General features: G+C 70.7%; 13 protein-coding genes. 8 read left to right on the forward strand and 5 right to left on the reverse strand.

Annotation, left to right across the window (positions count from 1 at the left end; all coding sequences use genetic code 11):
• Window positions 1–95: 95 nt before the first annotated feature.
• A complete protein-coding gene (locus ABT352_RS07930) occupies window positions 96–2,339 on the reverse strand; it encodes a beta-propeller domain-containing protein (RefSeq protein ID WP_350943355.1) in 2,244 nt (747 codons plus the stop codon).
• A gap of 89 nt (window positions 2,340–2,428) precedes the next feature.
• On the opposite strand from ABT352_RS07930, the gene ABT352_RS07935 reads away from it, so the two are divergent.
• Both ABT352_RS07935 and ABT352_RS07940 read left to right on the forward strand, forming a co-directional pair.
• The gene (locus ABT352_RS07935) at window positions 2,429–4,009 is read left to right on the forward strand and encodes a succinic semialdehyde dehydrogenase (protein WP_350943357.1); all 1,581 of its coding nucleotides are present in this window, start codon (window positions 2,429–2,431) and stop codon (window positions 4,007–4,009) included.
• 160 nt (window positions 4,010–4,169) lie between these two features.
• Window positions 4,170–5,861 carry a GMC family oxidoreductase N-terminal domain-containing protein gene (locus tag ABT352_RS07940; RefSeq protein ID WP_350943358.1) on the forward strand — a complete coding sequence of 564 codons (1,692 nt, stop codon included), beginning with the start codon at window positions 4,170–4,172 and terminating at the stop codon, window positions 5,859–5,861.
• Between the two features lie 94 nt (window positions 5,862–5,955).
• On the opposite strand, the gene ABT352_RS07945 is transcribed toward ABT352_RS07940, so the two are convergent.
• On the reverse strand, window positions 5,956–6,363 hold the full coding sequence (locus tag ABT352_RS07945) for a winged helix-turn-helix transcriptional regulator (protein WP_350943359.1): 408 nt from the start codon (window positions 6,361–6,363) through the stop codon (window positions 5,956–5,958).
• Window positions 6,364–6,447: 84 nt separating this feature from the next.
• On the opposite strand from ABT352_RS07945, the gene ABT352_RS07950 reads away from it, so the two are divergent.
• Window positions 6,448–7,281 carry an NAD(P)H-binding protein gene (locus ABT352_RS07950; protein WP_350943360.1) on the forward strand — a complete coding sequence of 278 codons (834 nt, stop codon included), beginning with the start codon at window positions 6,448–6,450 and terminating at the stop codon, window positions 7,279–7,281.
• Between the two features lie 159 nt (window positions 7,282–7,440).
• Here ABT352_RS07950 and ABT352_RS07955 read toward each other — a convergent pair whose 3' ends face one another.
• Window positions 7,441–8,742: a helix-turn-helix domain-containing protein gene (locus ABT352_RS07955; protein WP_350943361.1), complete on the reverse strand. Its 1,302-nt coding sequence runs from the start codon at window positions 8,740–8,742 to the stop codon at window positions 7,441–7,443.
• A 1,093-nt stretch (window positions 8,743–9,835) separates the two neighbouring features.
• Here ABT352_RS07955 and ABT352_RS07960 point away from each other — a divergent pair.
• The gene (locus ABT352_RS07960; RefSeq protein ID WP_350943362.1) at window positions 9,836–10,237 is read left to right on the forward strand and encodes an ATP-binding protein; all 402 of its coding nucleotides are present in this window, start codon (window positions 9,836–9,838) and stop codon (window positions 10,235–10,237) included.
• 79 nt (window positions 10,238–10,316) lie between these two features.
• Here the strand turns inward: ABT352_RS07960 and ABT352_RS07965 are convergent, their stop codons facing one another.
• The gene (locus ABT352_RS07965; RefSeq protein ID WP_350943363.1) at window positions 10,317–10,553 is read right to left on the reverse strand and encodes a hypothetical protein; all 237 of its coding nucleotides are present in this window, start codon (window positions 10,551–10,553) and stop codon (window positions 10,317–10,319) included.
• Between the two features lie 200 nt (window positions 10,554–10,753).
• Between ABT352_RS07965 and ABT352_RS07970 the strand changes: the two genes are divergently transcribed.
• From ABT352_RS07970 to ABT352_RS07985, 4 genes are all read left to right on the forward strand, one after another.
• The gene (locus tag ABT352_RS07970) at window positions 10,754–12,295 is read left to right on the forward strand and encodes a DUF885 family protein (RefSeq protein ID WP_350943364.1); all 1,542 of its coding nucleotides are present in this window, start codon (window positions 10,754–10,756) and stop codon (window positions 12,293–12,295) included.
• A gap of 54 nt (window positions 12,296–12,349) precedes the next feature.
• On the forward strand, window positions 12,350–13,249 hold the full coding sequence (locus ABT352_RS07975; RefSeq protein WP_350943365.1) for an SDR family NAD(P)-dependent oxidoreductase: 900 nt from the start codon (window positions 12,350–12,352) through the stop codon (window positions 13,247–13,249).
• A 151-nt stretch (window positions 13,250–13,400) separates the two neighbouring features.
• Window positions 13,401–14,972, forward strand: a complete 1,572-nt coding sequence (guaA, locus tag ABT352_RS07980; RefSeq protein ID WP_502992838.1) for a glutamine-hydrolyzing GMP synthase — start codon at window positions 13,401–13,403, stop codon at window positions 14,970–14,972.
• An 81-nt stretch (window positions 14,973–15,053) separates the two neighbouring features.
• Complete coding sequence (locus ABT352_RS07985) at window positions 15,054–16,259, forward strand: acyltransferase family protein (protein WP_350943368.1); 1,206 nt, start codon at window positions 15,054–15,056, stop codon at window positions 16,257–16,259.
• A gap of 59 nt (window positions 16,260–16,318) precedes the next feature.
• Here the strand turns inward: ABT352_RS07985 and ABT352_RS07990 are convergent, their stop codons facing one another.
• Window positions 16,319–17,149 (reverse strand): polysaccharide deacetylase family protein, encoded by an 831-nt coding sequence (locus ABT352_RS07990; protein ID WP_350943369.1) that lies wholly within the window; start codon window positions 17,147–17,149, stop codon window positions 16,319–16,321.
• Between the last annotated feature and the right edge of the window lie 239 nt (window positions 17,150–17,388).

Below are 17,388 nucleotides of genomic sequence, written 5' to 3' on the forward strand. Positions count from 1 at the left end.
TTTTGTTGGTTTTTTTTGGCGATTAATCCGAACATACGCGGCCGGCCCCCGGGGGGGGGGGGGGGGCCGCGGTTCCGAGGCTTCGGGAGCCGGGCTCAGGAGAAGGGGATCCACGCCTGGTCGGCGAGGTCCTTCATGTCGCTGACCTTGAGGCCCAGGTCGGAGACCGTCCACAGGCTCTCGCCGATCACGACCGAGCGGCGGATGCCGGGATCGTACGCGGCGAAGCGGGTGTTCTCCACCGGCTTGGGCCTGGGGTGACTGATCGTGCCGGTCCTGGTGACCGCGGAGTCGTCGATCCTGAGGACCAGGGCGGTCCCGTTGGTCGGCTCGGGGCCTCCCCACGAGCTCAACGGGAGGACCGCCATGCCCGTCCTGGCCCAGTACAGGAAGGCGTGCGGATCCCACTCGGCCTCCGAGCCCGAGTCCTTCTGGAACATCTGCGACAGGCGGCGCGGGTTGGCCGGATCGCTCACGTCGAACAGGGAGACCTGGGTGCCGAGCGTACGGCCCTGCTCGCTCGCCTCCTGGCCCACGCCGATCAGCCGCCCGTCACCCGCCGGGTGCAGGTACGCCGAGTAGCCGGTGATCTTCAGCTCGCCCGTCTTCCTCGGCGCGGCGGGGTCGCGCAGGTCGAGCGTGTAGAGCGGATCCACCTGCTTGAACGTCACCACGTAGCCCACCGGGCCGATGAAGCGGACCGAGTAGATCCGCTCGCCCCGTCCGAGCCCGCCGACCTCGCCGGTCTTGGCCAGGGTGTCGGCGTCGAGCACGTAGACGGCGCTTGAACTGTCCTGCCCGTTCGTCGAGGTGGTGGCGACCCGCAGGTGTCCCTCGTGCTCCGACAGGGAGTACTGGTTCAGCAGCCTGCCGGAGACCTTGCCCGAGGCGACGTAGCGGGGTGCCCCGGCCGCGGTGATGTCGAACCGGTGGACCTCGGTCTCCTCGGGAGGCTGCCGCGGGGTCGGCTCGGCAGGGGCGGGCGTCGCGGGCACCGGGGTGGGCGAGGCGACGGTCGGTGCGGCGGGGTCGCTCGGCGAGGCCGTGCCGGTCACCGACGGGTCGGGGACCGGTGAGGCGGGCGGCTCGGGGAGCAGGCTCGGGGCCGGGTCGGCGTTCGAGACGGACGCCGGGGTGACGGCGGGGGCGGGTGTCAAGGTCGACGCGGCGTTCGGCGTCAGGGAGGGCGCGGCGGTCGGTGCCGAGTCGGGCGCGCCGGTCGACGTCCCCGGGACGGCGGTGACGGTCGCGGAGTCGGACGGCTCGGACGGCTCGGAGGTCGCCGGAGCGTCCTCGACGATCGGCAGATCGACCGGCCGTGGCCACCACCAGCGCGGGTTGCTCGCCACGTACAGGCTGGAGCCCGTCCCGTAGACGGTGTCGCCGTCGGCCGCGACGCTGATCGGGGACGTCTCGGCGAGGGCCTGCGACAGGTCGAGGCTGTGCACGGTCAGCATCGACGTCCCCGTGTACTCCGCGGGGTGGCTGACCTGGCCGCAGTCGACCGTACGGTCCGAGGTCACGCCGTCGGCGGTCGTCAGCTCGTACTTCGGCAGCCACGCCTCGATCGGCGCCTTCGCGACGATCTCCGCGTTGCGCCGGGTGCGCTCGTTCTCCGACAGGTCGGGGCCGGGGTCGGGGAACTCGATCCGAGGCTGGCTACGGACCACGACCCGTACGGTCGAGCCGACCATCCTGGCGTCCACGTGGGCGCCGTCGGGGGTGAGCGAACCGATCACCTTCGGCTTCTCCGACAGGTCGACGAGAACGTAACGCGGTCCGGGACTCGCCGGGCGCTTGGCCGTCGCGCCGTACGGGATGATCCCGCCGCCGGAGAACAGCACCAGCGCACGGTCACCGCTGACCAGCAGATCGGCCGGGGCCCACGCCTGCTCGGCGTCGACGAGCCTGAGCGTGCCGGTGACCTTCCTGGTCGCGGCGTCCACCACCCGCAGCACGCCGCGGTTCACGACGACGACCCGCTCACCGTCGGTCTTCACCAGGTCGGGCTCGTCGACCCCGGCCTCGTGCGTGTTCGTGGTGGAGTGCTCGGGCGCGCCGGACCCGCTCTTGGCCGCGGTGTCGGAGGCGAGCGACCGCGCCTCCGCGAACATGATGGCGGGACCGCCGATCCCCCATGGGCCGACGTTCTCGGCCGTCGCCGCGCGCAGACCGGCCAGCATGTCGTCGCAGCCGCTGTAGGAGACCAGCTTGACGTCTCCCAGCTCGACCGGTGCCGTACGACCCGCGGCGGTCTTCGGTTCCGTCGAGCTGCACGCCGTGGCGAGCAGGGCCGCGGCGAGGGTGACCGCGCCGGCCGTACGAATCGATGTCCTCATGCCCCTACGACGGATCGGGAGAGCATGCGGTTCAACACCGCGCTACTCGCCGGTAGCCACGGCATGCCTCCCACGATTACGCTGCGAACATGGCCGTTCCCCCTGAAATGACGCGGGCAGCGATGACACGGGTCCTCGACCCCCGCATGATCGAGCGCGTCCTGCGGCACGTGACCTCCGGCGGCGAGACGCGGGAGATCACGGCGCCGTTCACCGGCGAGGTCCTCGCCGAGATGCCCATCTCCACCGCCGACGACGTCCGCGCCGCCCACGCCTCGGCGCGACAGGCACAGCGGGAGTGGGCGGCCAGGTCCGCGCGGGAGCGCGCCGAGCCCTTCCTGCGCCTGCACGACGCCATCCTCGACCGCCGCGAGGAGATCCTCGACGTGGTCCAGTGGGAGACCGGCAAGGCCCGCAGGCACGCCTTCGAGGAGGTCCTCGACGTCGCGGGCTGCACCCTGTACTACGCGCGGCGGGCCCCCGGCCTGCTGGAGCCGAAGAGACGGGCGGGGATCCTGCCCGTCGCCACCAGGACGGTCGAGACGCGCCGGCCCCGGGGAACGGTCGCCCTGGTCTCGCCGTGGAACTACCCGCTCTCGCTCGGCGTCACCGACGCCGTCCCCGCGCTGCTCGCGGGCAACGCCGTGGTCCACAAGCCCGACACCCAGACCGCGCTGTCCACGCTGTGGACGATCGACCTGCTCGTCTCCCTCGGCATGCCCCGCGACATCTGGCAGGTCGTCCTCGGCGACCCCGCGGAGGTGGGCGAGGCACTGCTCGACGACGCCGACTACCTGGCGTTCACCGGCTCGACCCGGGCCGGCAGGAAGATCGCGGAGGAGGCGGCGAAGCGGCTGATCGGCTGCTCGCTGGAGCTCGGCGGCAAGAACCCGATGCTCGTGCTCGACGACGCCGACCTCGACGCCGCCACCCAGGGCGCGCTGCGCGCCTGCTTCACCAACGCCGGACAGCTGTGCCTCTCGGTCGAGCGGCTCTACGTCCACGACTCCGCGTACGACGCGTTCGTGGAACGGTTCGTCCGGCAGGTCGGCAACATGCGGCTCGGCGCGGGGCTCGACTGGAACGTGCAGATGGGCTCGCTCTCCTCCGCGCGGCAACTGGAGGCGGTCGGCGCCCACGTGGACGACGCCGTCGCGAAGGGCGCCACCCTCCTCGCGGGAGGCAAGGCCCGCCCCGACCTCGGCCCGCTGTTCTACGAGCCCACCGTCCTGTCCGGCGTCGACGAGAGCATGGAGATGTGCCGCGCCGAGACCTTCGGCCCCGTCGTCGCGATCTACCGCTTCGGCGACGACGACGAGGCGGTCGAGCGGGCCAACGACACCGCGTACGGGCTCAACGCCTCCGTCTGGACCCGCGACGTGCCGCGCGGGCGGGCGCTCGCCTCCCGGATCAGGGCGGGCACGGTCAACATCAACGAGGGGTACGCCTCGGCCTACGCCTCCTACGACGCGCCCATGGGCGGCATGAAGTCCTCGGGCCTCGGCCGCCGCCACGGGACCGAGGGGTTGCTGAGATACACCGAGGGACAGACCGTCTCCAGCCAGGCGCCCTGGCTGGGCTTCGAACCGGTCCTCGGCATGGCGTACGAGAAGTACGCCGACACCCTCGCGACCGCCTTCAAGCTCATGAAGACGCTCCGCCTGAAGTGAGCGTCACGGGGCCGCCCGGGACGCGGAGTCGCCTGGGCCGTCCGGGGCACGAGGTTTCCCGGGCGGCCGCGCCGAAGACGCGGAGCCTGGCCCGCCGAGGGCCGTCAAGGTCGCCGGGCCGGCTGAGGTCGATGGAGGTCGTCGTTCGAAGGGAGCCGCCGTGTTCGACCACGACGTGCTGGTGATCGGATCGGGGTTCGGCGGGAGCGTCTCGGCGCTGCGCCTGACGGAGAAGGGCTACCGGGTCGCCGTGCTCGAGGCGGGCCGCCGCTTCGACGAGACCACGCTCCCCAGGACCTCCTGGCGGATCCGCGACTTCCTGTGGGCTCCGGCACTGGGTCTGAAGGGCATCCAGCGCATCCACGTGCTGCGGGGCGAGAAGGGCACCGGCGTGATGGTCCTGGCGGGCGCCGGGGTCGGTGGAGGCTCCCTGGTCTACGCCAACACCCTCTACGAGCCGCCGGACGCGTTCTTCCAGGACGCCCAGTGGTCGTCCATCACCGACTGGAAGGCCGAGCTCGCCCCGTACTACGACCAGGCCTCACGCATGCTGGGGGTGACGCTCAACCCGACCGTCACCCCGGCCGACGAGGTGGTGCGCGCGGTCGCCGAACGGATGGGCGTGGGCGACACCTTCCACCTCGCGCCGGTCGGGGTCTTCTTCGGCACCCCCGGCGTCGAGGTGGACGACCCCTACTTCGGCGGCGCGGGGCCGCGCCGCAGGGGGTGCACCGAGTGCGGCGAGTGCATGACGGGCTGCCGCCACAACGCCAAGAACACGCTGGTCAAGAACTACCTCCACCTCGCGGAGCGGGCGGGGGCGAAAGTCTTCGCCGAGACCACGGTCACCTCGGTCGCCCCGGTCGAGGGCGGATACCGGGTCGAGGTGCGCAGGACGGGAGCGCCCTGGCGCCGCCGGGTGCTCACCGCCGAGCACGTGATCTTCGCCGCGGGGACGTACGGCACCCAGAGCCTGCTGCACCGGCTCAAGTCCTCGGGTGCGCTGCCCGGCCTCTCCGACCGCCTGGGCGCACTCACCAGGACCAACTCCGAGGCGCTGCTCGGGTTCGAGCGCCTCTCGGTCACGGGGGAGAAGCTCAACCGGGGGGTGGCGATCACCTCCTCGATCCACCCCGACGCCCACACGCACATCGAGCCGGTCCGCTACGGCGACGGTTCCAACGCGATGGGCATGCTCCGCACCCTGCTCGTCGACGGAGGCGGCGCCCCGCGCTGGCTCAGGTTCCTCGGCGAGGCCATGCGCGCGCCGCGTCGGGCCGCGAGGATGTTCAACCACCGCCGGTGGTCGGAGCGCGGCATCATCGCGCTGGTCATGCAGGCCAAGGACAACTCGATCACCCTGTCCTCGCGCAGGGGGGTGTTCGGCCGCGGGCTGCGCTCGCGGCGGGGCCACGGCGACCCCAACCCCACCTGGCTGCCGGCCGGTCACGAGTTCGTCCGGCACGCGGCCGAGGAGGTCGGTGGCGTGCCCGCGGGCTCCTGGCTCGACCTGTTCGACATCCCGGCCACCGCCCACTTCCTGGGCGGCTGCGCCATCGGCGCCGGGCCGGACACCGGGGTGATCGACCCCTACCACCGCGTCCACGGCTACGCGGGGCTGCACGTCGTCGACGGCTCCGCGGTCTCCGCCAACCCGGGCGTCAACCCCTCCCTCACCATCACCGCACAGGCCGAACGCGCGATGGCGCTGTGGCCCAACCGGGGAGAGCCCGACACCCGCCCCGCCCAGGGCTCCCCGTACGCCCGCCTCACACCCGTCGCCCCGGCGAACCCCGCCGTCCCCACCGCCGCCCCCGGTGCCCTCCGTCTCCCCATCGTCGACATCACCTGACGGGAGGTGCCGGTCCTGCCGTGAGTTCGGCCACGAGCCACAGCCAAAATCCCGGTGTGCGACTGAAGCCGGCACGGGAAAGTCTCGGCGGGGCTCAGCGGATGCCGGAGTCGGGGTGGGCGGCGTCCCAGCGGCGGCGCGACTCGGCGATGCCGTCGCGGTGCTCGGCCGACCAGTCGGCGAGGGCCCGCACCAGGTGGGTGAGGCTGTGCCCGGTCGGGGTCAGTTCGTAGTCGACCTGCGGCGGGACGACGGCGTGGACGGTCCTGGAGATCAGGCCGTCGCGCTCCAGGCGGCGTACGGTCAAGGTGAGCATCCGCTGCGAGATGCCGGGTACGGCCCGCTGGAGTTCGCGGAACCTGCGCACCCCCTGGGCCAGCTCCACGATCACCAGCACCGACCACTTGTCGCCAATGCGGTCGAGGACCTCGCGGATGCCGCAGTCCTCGTCCCCGCAGGAGACGACCGGCTCCGTGGTTACCGCGGTGTGCCCCACTGACATCGAAGTGCCTCCTTATGCCACGCGTCCTGGTTATCGATGATGGACCCGGTTACCGAAGAGAACTACTTACACGGGGGAGATTCCATGATTCTCATGACAGGGGCGACGGGCGCACTGGGGCGGCTCGTCGCCGCGCGGCTGACGGGACGGGACGACGTGGTGATCGGCAGCCGCGCCCCGGAGGCGGTCCCCGCGGGGATGCCGAGCCGTCTGATCGACTTCGAGGACCCCGCCTCGCTGGAGGAGGGCTTCGCCGGAGTGGACACGCTGCTGCTGATCTCCGCGGGCTACGGTGAGGACGATGTGGTCATCGCCAGGCACGGCGCGGCGATCGAGGCGGCGGAGAAGGCCGGGGTCTCGCACATCGTCTACACCAGCCTCAGCGCCGCCGGTGACCACCTGGCCTACGCGCTCGCCCACCGCTGGACCGAGCGCAGGCTCCGTGAGGGGACCGCGAACTGGACGATCCTGCGCAACGGCCTTTACGCCGAGCTGCTGGCGACGCTCGCACCCGTCGTGGACGGCAGGATCACCGCGCCGCTGGGCTCAGGACGGCTCGCCGCGGTGGCTCGCGAGGACCTGGCGGACGTGGCCGCCCTGGTCGCGACCGATGCCTCCGCGCACGCGGCCCGAACGTACGAGCTGGTCGGGGAGGAGGCGGTCGGCGGCGCGGAGCTGGCCGCCGCCCTCACCGAGGCCACCGGAAGCACCGTCTCGTACGAGCCGAGCACTCTCGCCGAGGCCCGCGAGGCGTTCACCGCCCTGGGCCTGGCGTCCTTCCAGGTCCCGATGCTGGTGGGCACCTACTCCTCGATCGCGAACGGGTTCATGGACGGCACGGACGGCGACCTGCGAAGCCTGCTCGGTACGGCACCCCGCTCCGCCCTGGAGATCATCGCCGGGAAGTCGTCCCGATAGTGCCGACTCCCGGGTTCGGAGCGGCGCGCGGTCTGGCCTCCGAGGTTCCGGGAGGCGGAGGAGGGAGGCGGAGGAGAGTGTGCGTGAGGCGGCGTTCAGGGCGCATGCCAGGTTGATGCAGCACGTCGAGAAGGCCGCAGGACGCGAGGGCTGCGCAGATCAGCGTCGATAGCCGATGGCGGCGGCGAGCGCCTGCACACCGGCCACCCGAGGATGCTGGTCGATCAGGGTCACCGCCATCGCGCGGATGGCAGGCCGAGTGCGGACCTCGTCGGCCGACTGTCGGAAGGCGTTCAACAGGGCCGCCGTGGTCTGTTCGGGTTTGCCCCATTGCCACCATGCTCGTGCAAGATCGGTGTACAGGCGTCCGCGTCGTTCGGGGGTGGACAGCTGGCTGGGATGCACGTCGCGCGCGGCGTGCAGGGCCGCTCCGGCGTCGCCGAGGGACCAGTGCACCCCGATCTCGTACAGGCTGACGTGCGCGGGGCCGATGCTGAAGGGCTGATTGGGGATCGCTCGCGCGGGAAGCCGGGCGGTGACGTGTGCGGCTTGTTTGATCATCTCTAGGGCGCGGTCTCGGTCTCCCGCCTGTGCGGCGTTGTAGGCGCAGGTGCACAGCATCTGGGCGTAGGCGGCAGCGTGGGCGGGCGTGCCGAGTCCTGCGGCCTCCAGGCGGTGGGTGGCCTGCAGAGTGAGCTGGTCGGCGATTTTCCGGCGGCCTTCGTGGCGGAGCACGATGCCCAGGGAACGCGCCGAGGCGGCCATGCTGATCGGGGAGCCGGACAGGCTCGCGAACACGCCGGCGCGGTCTGCGGTGATCCTGCTCGCCTCATACCTCCCGATCTTGTTCAGGATCGCGGTCGCCAGGTCGTAGCAGGCGGCCGCCCGCGCGCAGGCACCCGCTTCTCGGCCGTCGGCCGCTTCGTGAGCCAGGGCCAGAAGGTCAGGCAGATCGGCGACAAGCCGAACCAGATCGCCGCTGTCGAAGCGACTTCGCGCTCGGGTCAGACGAGAGGTGATCTGCTCGGGCAAGGGGGGAGCGGAGGATGCGGGCGGGATGGCCAGCGCGTCATCAAGCCTGGACAGCAGATGGGCAGGGATGGCGAGTCCGGCGGCGGACAGCAGAGTGCGGCGGCGCATCAGGTCTTCCTTCGCGAGCTGACCCATCGTTTCGGCTACCGTAACCGGATTGATCAGCGCGCCGAGGATATGACCGGGTACCCCGGCTGCGTGGGCGACGCGGCGCAGCACCTGCAAATCGATCCCCGCACGCTGACCTGTCTCCAGTCGGGAGATCGTCGAGGCTGAATAGCCCGAGGCTTTTCCCAAGTCGGCCTGTTTCCAGCTCCGTAGCTGCCGCGCGAACCTGATGACACCACCGACGTCATGGGCGGCGATCAGTGTCCGTAACTGTGGCGACTGCCATTGATCGTCATCGCGTGTGATCGGTTGCCCACCCATCGCGACTCCTTGTCACGACATGATTTCTCTTAGTCACCATACTCTCGCTGTCCATCTCCAAGAGTCTGGATATGCAGATCCTGCACACGGCGTGCGCATCTGGCACACGCGCTGGTGAGGAGACGGGGGCCGACGCTTCTCTGAAGGCAGGCCGAACATGGCCGCTCCACTTCAGCATCTACGGCGCCCCGGACGAGCCATGGCATCGCACGCCGGGGGTGAGCCCTTTGACCGGACGCAGGAGGTCCGATCCGATGCACAACCCCAAAGGAAACCCCAGACCGATCCGGATCCGTTGGCACGCCGACCAGCCGCCGATGCCGCTCGGTTGCCGCTGGTGTGGGCATCCTCCGTACGCCCACGAGGCCACCAGCCTGCCGCACCGAACCCGCCACGACTGGCAGCAGCCCACCGCCGAGCAGGTCCGCGCCCGGATGTCCGCGCGCAGGAGTCTCGGTCTGTGCGGCCGGTCCCAGGCGGTGGCCGTGCCGACGCGACCGACCCTCCGGCCCGAACCTCCGACCTCCCGTCCGCCGCTGCACGCCGCACCCCGTACGGCTCGTCCCCCGCTGCGGCCCGACTTCCCGGCTTACTCGCCTGGACGGCATCGGCGACAGGAGCAGCCCGTGGCACCGGCTGCTCCTCCTCACCGACGTGGATGGCCGCCGAACCTCTCAGGCTCGCGTCCGATGGGCGCGAGCCGTACCGCCTCGGCGGTGACGGTGTGAGCGAAAGGGAAGGCAGGGAACGGCCGACCGGGCGGCACCGGCGGGGCGCATCCGTCTCTCCGGTCGGTCCCCGGTGCTGGGACGCGGCCAGCATGGCCTGCGCTCGGCAGCTCGATCTGATCGAACCCGCCTGGGCCGTCTGGTACGGACCGGCCACCCGGTGCTTTCACGCTGTCACCCTCTGGTACGCCCCAGAACCCCTGATCGTGCACGCGAGCACCGCCGACGGCCTCCGCGATGTGATGCGGGCTGCCGAGCAACCCTCGCCACCGCTTCAGCCGATCCACGAAACCCGACCCGCCCCGTCACCACCCTCAAGGACGCGGGAGAGCGAACACACCCCACCGGCACTCCGAGGAGCCACGATGCCCGATGTCCCGGACGACCCCCGTACCGCCCGCTGGGACGTGCCGCACGACCCCTCGGCGATCGCAAAGATCCGCGCCCTGGTGGATGAAACCCTCAACGCCTGGGAGCTTCGACACCTTGCCGACGATGTGGTCCTCGTTGCCGGGGAGCTTCTCGCCAACGCCGTCGTCCACGGCGACGCCCCGGCCGCCCTTTCCCTGCGGGCCGGAGCCGGCGAACTCCTCCTCCAGGTCGCCGACCACAGTCCGGGGCAGCCCCGCCACCTTCGCCTCGACACCGACGCCTTGCACGGGCGCGGTCTCACGATCGTCGAGGCCCTTGCGCACGACTCCGGCGTCACCCCGCTCCGCGACCATCCTGGCAAAACCGTCTGGGCCCGCTGGTGGCTTTGCTCTTGAACGACTCACTCGATCCACTTGGATACCGTTCTGAGCTTCCCCAGTCCGAGGGGCGGGCGGTAGGTGATCTCGGCGAGCGTCACGGGATCTCGCTCACCTCGCTCACCTCGATTCCCGCCGAGCGCCCCTGGGCGATCGCGGACGCGATCGCCTCCACCGCTCCACTGGCCTCGCGGTCGAACGTGGCGACGCCGGGTCCCCCCGCGACGGGATCGAACGACACCGTGGCGTCGTCCCATCCGGCCTCGTACAGAGCGTCGATCACGGCTTCACCACTCGGAGCCGTGAAGTGCAGGTCGAAGCTGTAGATGGTCATGGGCTCATGTTCCCTCTGAACTCGCTAACCCGCGCTGCGACCCTCGGTAATGGGGGAATGCGCGGTCAAGTCGTTGGACGCGGACGGGCTTGGCGGGATCGATGTCGCCTGCCTGCCCAAAGCTTTGAAGCGCCGGGAGGGGCGTCCGGATAGTGCTTACTCTCGGGTTCGGGAGGGTTCGCTGATATAGCGTCGCGGTCATGAGCGAACTCGACGGCCGCCTTCGCGCGGTGTGCGACCTCACCGTCTCCAACGTCAGGGAAATGGCCGGGCGGCACGAGTACGACGGACTCATCCAGGACCTCTCGCCCGAGGGGGTGCGCACCGGGCTGGCCGCGCTGGGCAGGGGGCCGCTGCCCGCCGATCCGTACGACGCGGCGCACCTGCAGATCTTCGAGAAGGCCGTGCGGGTGCAGTTCGGCGAGCTGGAACTGCACCGCCGCAACCCTCTGGAGCATGTGGGCAACCTCGACCTGGCCACCTACGACCGCGAGTACGCCCCGGAGGCCGAGCGGAACGCCGCCAAGCTCGCGCACCTGGCCCGCTGGCCGGAGGCGGTGGACGGCGCGATCGCCTCGCTCGACCTGCTCAGCGCCCCCGTCGCGACCGCCCTGCTCGGAGTGGTGCGCGGTCTGGCCTCCGGGGTGCCCGGGGACGCCGAGGAGAGTGTGCGTGAGGCGGCGTTCAGGGCGCATGCCCGGTTGGTGCAGCACGTCGAGAAGGCCGCGCACGACGGCGACCCGGACGCCTCCCTCGGCGCCGAGGGGCTCACCAGGCTCATGGGTGGCGGTGAGGGCCTCCCGGTCGACCTGGGGCGGCTCGCCGAGCGCGCCGACGCCGAGCGCGACCGCCTGATGGCCAGGCTGGCGGAGTCGTGCGCCGCGCTGGGACTCGCGGGACGGCCGCCGCTTGAGGTCGCGCGCGAACTCGTCAGGCGGCACCCCGACCCCGACGGCGTGATCGAGGCGGCCAGGGTCGGCACCGAGAGGGCGATCGCCTTCACCAGGGAGAAGGACCTGGTGCCCTATCACGACGGGGAGTGCCTGGTCGGCATCGCGCCCGAGTCACGCCGGTGGGGCATGGCGATGATGAGCTGGTCGGCACCCGGCGAGCCGGACGGTCCCTCGTGGTACCACGTCACCCCGCCCGACCCCTCGTGGCCCGAGCGCGACATCGAGGAGTGGCTGGAGGTCTTCAGCGACACCACGCTTCCCGCGATCAACGTGCACGAGGTCGCTCCCGGGCACTTCTCCCACGGCCGCGCCCTGCGCCACGCCCGCTCCGACGTGCGGCGGACGCTGATGTCGCTCTCCTTCGCGGAGGGCTGGGCGCACTACGCGGAGGAGCTCTGCGTCGAGGAGGACTTCGCCCCGGGCGACCCGCGCTTCGAGATCGGCGTGTGGCTGGAGGCGCTCATCAGGGTGACCCGGCTGGCCTGCGCGATCGGGGTGCACTCCGGTGCGATGACCGTCGAGGAGGGGGCCCGGCGATTCGCCGCCGACACCCACCTCGCCGGTCCCGCGGCCCTGTCGGAGGCGGCGCGGGCCACCTTCGACCCCACCTACGGCCGCTACACCTGGGGCAAGCTGGAGATCCTCGACCTGCGTGACCGCGCCAGGGCCGAGTGGGGTCCCGGCTTCGGTCTCAACCGCTTCCACACCGCGATGCTCGACCTCGGCTCCCCGCCCCTCGGCCTCCTCGACCACGCCCTCCGGCACGAACCGGAGGAGCGCGAGGTGTGAACCAGCGGCCTGGAGGTACGACGATCCGTAACCATCGGGCTGGGAGGAAGCGCCATGCGGGAGTTGTCGGGCAAGGTCGCGGTCGTCACGGGGGCGGGCGGCGGGATCGGGAGAGCGCTCGCGCTGGGCCTGGCCGCGGAGGGGATGTCCCTCATGCTCGCCGACGTCGAGCCGGGAGATCTCGCGGACACCGCCTCGCTGGTGGAGGCGGTCGCCGACGGGGGCAAGGTCCTCACCGAGATCACCGACGTCTCCGACCCGGTGGCCGTGGAGCACCTCGCCGACCGTACGTTCGGTGAGCTGGGCGCGGTTCACGTGCTGTGCAACAACGCGGGGGTATTCCAGGGCGGCCGAATGTGGACGAGGGAGCCGGAGGACTTCGCCTGGCCGCTCGGGGTGAACCTGTGGGGCATCCTCCACGGCGTCCGGGCCTTCGTACCCCGCATGATCGACCAGGACACCGAGGGGCACATCCTCAACACCGTCTCCGCCGCTGGACTGTTCGCCATCCCCTACCTGGGGCCCTATTCGGTCTCGAAGTACGCCGCGTTCGCCGCCTCACAGTCCCTCGCCCAGGATCTCGCGGCGGCCGGCTCCAGGCTCCGGGTGACCGCGCTGTGCCCCGGCGGGGTGCGCACCGGCCTCAACCACTCCGGCCGCCACCGGCCGGAGAACCTGGTGGCCGCCGGACGCGCCGAGGACGAGGACGAGGAGGTCTCCGCCGCGATCATCGGCGGCCTGGTGGAGGAGGGCATCGACCCGGCCGAGGTGGCCCGCGCCGCGGTGGCCGCCATCCGCGAGGAGCGTTTCCTGGTCCTCACCCACCCGGGCTACGCCGAGATCCTGCGCGAGCAGACCGAGGCACTGATCGCCGGGACGCTGCCCTCGTTCTCCGGCCGAGGGGACCGTGCGGATGGGCACGACGGCGGGGAAGTCCTTCCCGGTCGCGGGTAGAGGGGAATCCCCTTCCGGCGCGGACAGGGAGGAGTCTTTCCCGTTGCGGGCAGGCAGGAGTCCTTCCCGGTCCGGGTGAGCGGGGCGGCGGGAGATCTTTTCGGCTGTGAGCGGGCGGGCTGACGGGCGCCGATAGACTGGGGACACCGCTCTGTTCCTTTTGGGGGTCTTGGTGTCTGAGTTCGACACGGTCCTGGTCGTCGACTTCGGCGCGCAGTACGCGCAGCTGATCGCGCGAAGGGTGCGTGAATGCCACGTCTACTCCGAGATCGTCCCCTCGACGATGCCGGTCGAGGAGATGATGGCGAAGAAGCCCAAGGCGATCATCCTGTCCGGCGGCCCCTCCTCGGTGTACGCCGAGGGTGCCCCCGCCGCCCCCGCGGGCCTGTTCGAGACCGGCGTGCCGACCTTCGGCATCTGCTATGGCTTCCAGGTCATGGCCCAGGAACTGGGCGGAAAGGTGGCCAGGACCGGCACCGCCGAGTACGGCGGCACCCACCTCGACGTCGAGGAGGAGGGTGTGCTCTTCGCGGGGCTGCCCGCCGCGCAGTCGGTCTGGATGTCCCACGGTGACAGCGTCTCCGCCGCCCCCGAGGGGTTCACGGTCACCGCCGCGACGGCCCAGACGCCCGTCGCCGCCTTCGAGCACCCCGAGCTGGGCCTGTACGGCGTCCAGTTCCACCCCGAGGTCCTCCACTCCGAGCACGGCCAGACCGTGTTGAAGCACTTCCTGGACGCGGCGGGCTGCCGCCCCTCCTGGACGATGGTCAACATCGTCGAGGACGCGGTCGAGGCGATCCGCGCCCAGATCGGCCCCGAGGGCCGCGCCATCTGCGGCCTGTCCGGCGGCGTCGACTCCGCGGTGGCCGCAGCCATGGTCCAGCGGGCGATCGGTGACCGGCTGACCTGCGTCTTCGTCGATCACGGGCTGCTGCGCAAGGGCGAGGCCGAGCAGGTCGAGCGCGACTTCGTGGCCGCCACCGGCGTCAAGCTGCGCGTGGCCGACGCCCAGGAGCGCTTCCTGAAGGCGCTCGACGGGGTCGTCGACCCCGAGGAGAAGCGCAAGATCATCGGTCGCGAGTTCATCAGGGTCTTCGAGGACGAGCAGCGCGCCATCCTCGCCGACGGCCCCGTCGACTTCCTCGTCCAGGGCACTCTTTACCCCGACGTGGTCGAGTCCGGCGGCGGCACCGGCACCGCCAACATCAAGTCCCACCACAACGTCGGCGGCCTCCCCGACGATCTCCGGTTCTCGCTGGTGGAGCCGCTGCGAGCACTGTTCAAGGACGAGGTGCGCCGGGCGGGGGAGCAACTGGGCCTGCCCGCCGAGATGGTCTGGCGCCAGCCGTTCCCCGGCCCCGGGCTGGGCATCCGCATCATCGGCGCGGTGAACCGCGAGCGCCTGGAGATCCTCCGCGAGGCGGACGCCATCGCCCGCGAGGAGCTCTCGCGCGCCGGTCTCGACCGGGACATCTGGCAGTGCCCGGTCGTCCTGCTCGCCGACGTCCGCTCGGTGGGTGTCCAGGGCGACGGCCGCACCTACGGTCACCCGGTCGTGCTGCGCCCGGTCTCCAGCGAGGACGCGATGACCGCCGACTGGTCGCGTGTCCCGTACGACGTGCTCGCCCGCGTCTCCACCCGCATCACGAACGAGGTTCGCGAGGTCAACAGGGTGGTGCTCGACGTGACCAGCAAGCCCCCGGGCACCATCGAGTGGGAGTAGCCGCCTCGGCGGCCGACGGGGGAGGGATCTCCTCGGTGGTTGGCGCCGTTTGACGGGAGGGCGAAGGGTAAGTTGGGGTGGGTGTCTTCCACCACCCCCATCGGCGCAGACTCCCCCAAGACCGCCGTCGCCCGCCTGGCGTGGCTCGACGCGTTGCGTGGCATCGGCGCGGTCGCCGTGTTGCTGGAGCACATGCTGCCCTGGTTCATGCCCGCCCTGAGACCGTACTGGTTCAACCTCGGGATGTACGGCGTCCTGGTGTTCTTCCTGGTCAGCGGCTACATCATCCCGGTCTCGCTGGAGAGGCACGGCGATGTCAGGGCGTTCTGGATCAGTCGCGTGTTCCGGCTCTACCCGATCTACCTGCTGGTCTCGGCGCTCGTCCTGGTGATGGCGTTCTGGATGCCCGTCCGCGAGCAGGTGCCCAGGGATCTGTCGTCGGTGGCCGCGCACGCCACGATGCTGCTGGACGTGGTGGGCAGGGGCGGCCTCGCCGACACCATGTGGACGCTCTCCTACGAGATGGTCTTCTACCTGGTCGTCACCGCGCTGTTCGTCGGCGGGCTGCACCGCGCGAGCGGGACCTTCGCGGTGGGCTTCGGTGTCGTCGCGGTCGCGGTGGGGCTGGTGCTGACGGCACCGCTGCTACAGGGCCCCTGGCCCGCGTACGTGTCCGGGGTGCTGTTCTTCGTGGGGCTGGCGTGCCTGATCGGCGGCCGGTTCAGAAGGACCGCCGCGTACGTCCTCGGTGCGACGGCGCTGGTGCTTCTGATCTTTTCGAGTTTCGTGCCGTGGTTCGGTGCGGCGATCCTGTCGGTGATGTTCGCCGGGACCGCGATCCGCCGCTGGGAGCAGGGTTCGGGCGGGCTCTGGCCCGTGGCGGCGGCGACCGTGCTCGTGGCGCTGGCGCCGGTCTGGGCGGAGCAGGCGGGCTGGTGGTGGGTACAGCCGGGGCCGTGGTTCACCACCATCGCGCTGGCCGGGGCGTCGTTCGCGGGTGCGATAGCCCTGCGCGAACGACGGCTGCCCAGGTTCCTCGTCTGGCTGGGCCTGGTCAGCTACTCGGTCTACCTGCTGCACCACCCGCTCCTGCGGATCGCGCACGTCGTCGTCGGTGACGTGCGGAACGCGGGGCAGGTGGTGCAGGTCTCACTGTCGGTGGCGTTCGTGCTGGTGGTGCTCGGCCTGAGCCTGCTCACCTACCGCTACGTGGAGCTTCCCATGCAGCGGCTGGGCAGGCGGCCGGCCCGGAGGCCGTCCTCCAGCGAGATCGCCCCCACGCGGTGAGGGTTCAAGCGGATCACCCCCGAGAGGTCGCCCCTGCGGTGCGGTGAGGGTTTAACGGCTCAGGAGCCGTCCTCGGGGGACTGGGCGTAGTCCTCGGGGTCGCCGGTGGGCGACTCGGAGGGCAGGTCCTTGTCCTTCTCGGAGCCGACGGGGTAGACGTCTCCGGGCTGGGTGGCCTTGGCGCCGCGCAGCGAGGAGACGGCCACCACGTGGTAGCCCTGCTTCTGGAGCGCGGTCAGCAGCTTCGGCATCACCTTGACGGTCTGCTCCACCCAGTCGTGCATGAGGATGACCCCGTCACGCTTGGCGTTCTTGAGCACCTCGTCGTAGATGGCCTTCTCGTTCTTGGTCGCCCAGTCTCGTGAACCGCCGTTCCACAGGATGATCGGCATGTTCATCTGGGTGGCGATCGCCGAGACCCGCTCGTCGAACTCACCGTAGGGCGGGCGAATCGTCGTCGGGTACTTGCCGGTGACCTTCTTGACGATGTCCTGGGTCTTGGTGAGTTCCTCGCGGATCTTGTCTTCCGAGATCTCCCGCAGGTGCGGGTGGGTGTAGCTGTGGTTACCGATGTCGTGGCCTTCGGTGACCATCCGCTTGGCGAACGCGGGGCGGGACTTCACGTACTGGCCCTCAAGGAAGAACGTCGCCTTGGACTTGTACTTCTTGAAGGTGTCGAGCAGCTTGTCCGCGTACTTGCCGGGGCCGTCGTCGAAGGTGAGCGCGATGCACTTCACCTTCGCGCAGTCCACGGGCTTCGGCGTGGGCTTGGCCTTGGGGGCGGGCTTGGCCTTGCTCGCCGTGGTGGCCTTCGGTTCGGGCTTCTCCGCGCTCCACGCGGTGGTCGGGACGGAAATCATGGCCAGCGCACAGGATGTGGCCAGCAACATTCGGACAGGAGACTTCATGAGGGGAGCTCCGGGTCAAATCGACGTCGGTCGAATGGGCATCCTATCGAGGTGCCTGATGCCTCCTGGGGCAGAAGCGTCACGATGTCCTGTGAAAGGCACGCTCTCCCGTGGCCGGGGCATGCCGTCTTCGCTCAGCACAAACTTGACGTTTCCCCAGGTCATGAGTGCGTATAGCGGGCCGTGGGCGTGCGGGGCGCACCTCGGGCGTATTCGATGAT

The sequence above is a fragment of the Streptosporangium sp. NPDC000563 genome (genome assembly GCF_040299985.1).
Taxonomy (GTDB): Bacteria; Actinomycetota; Actinomycetes; order Streptosporangiales; family Streptosporangiaceae; genus Streptosporangium.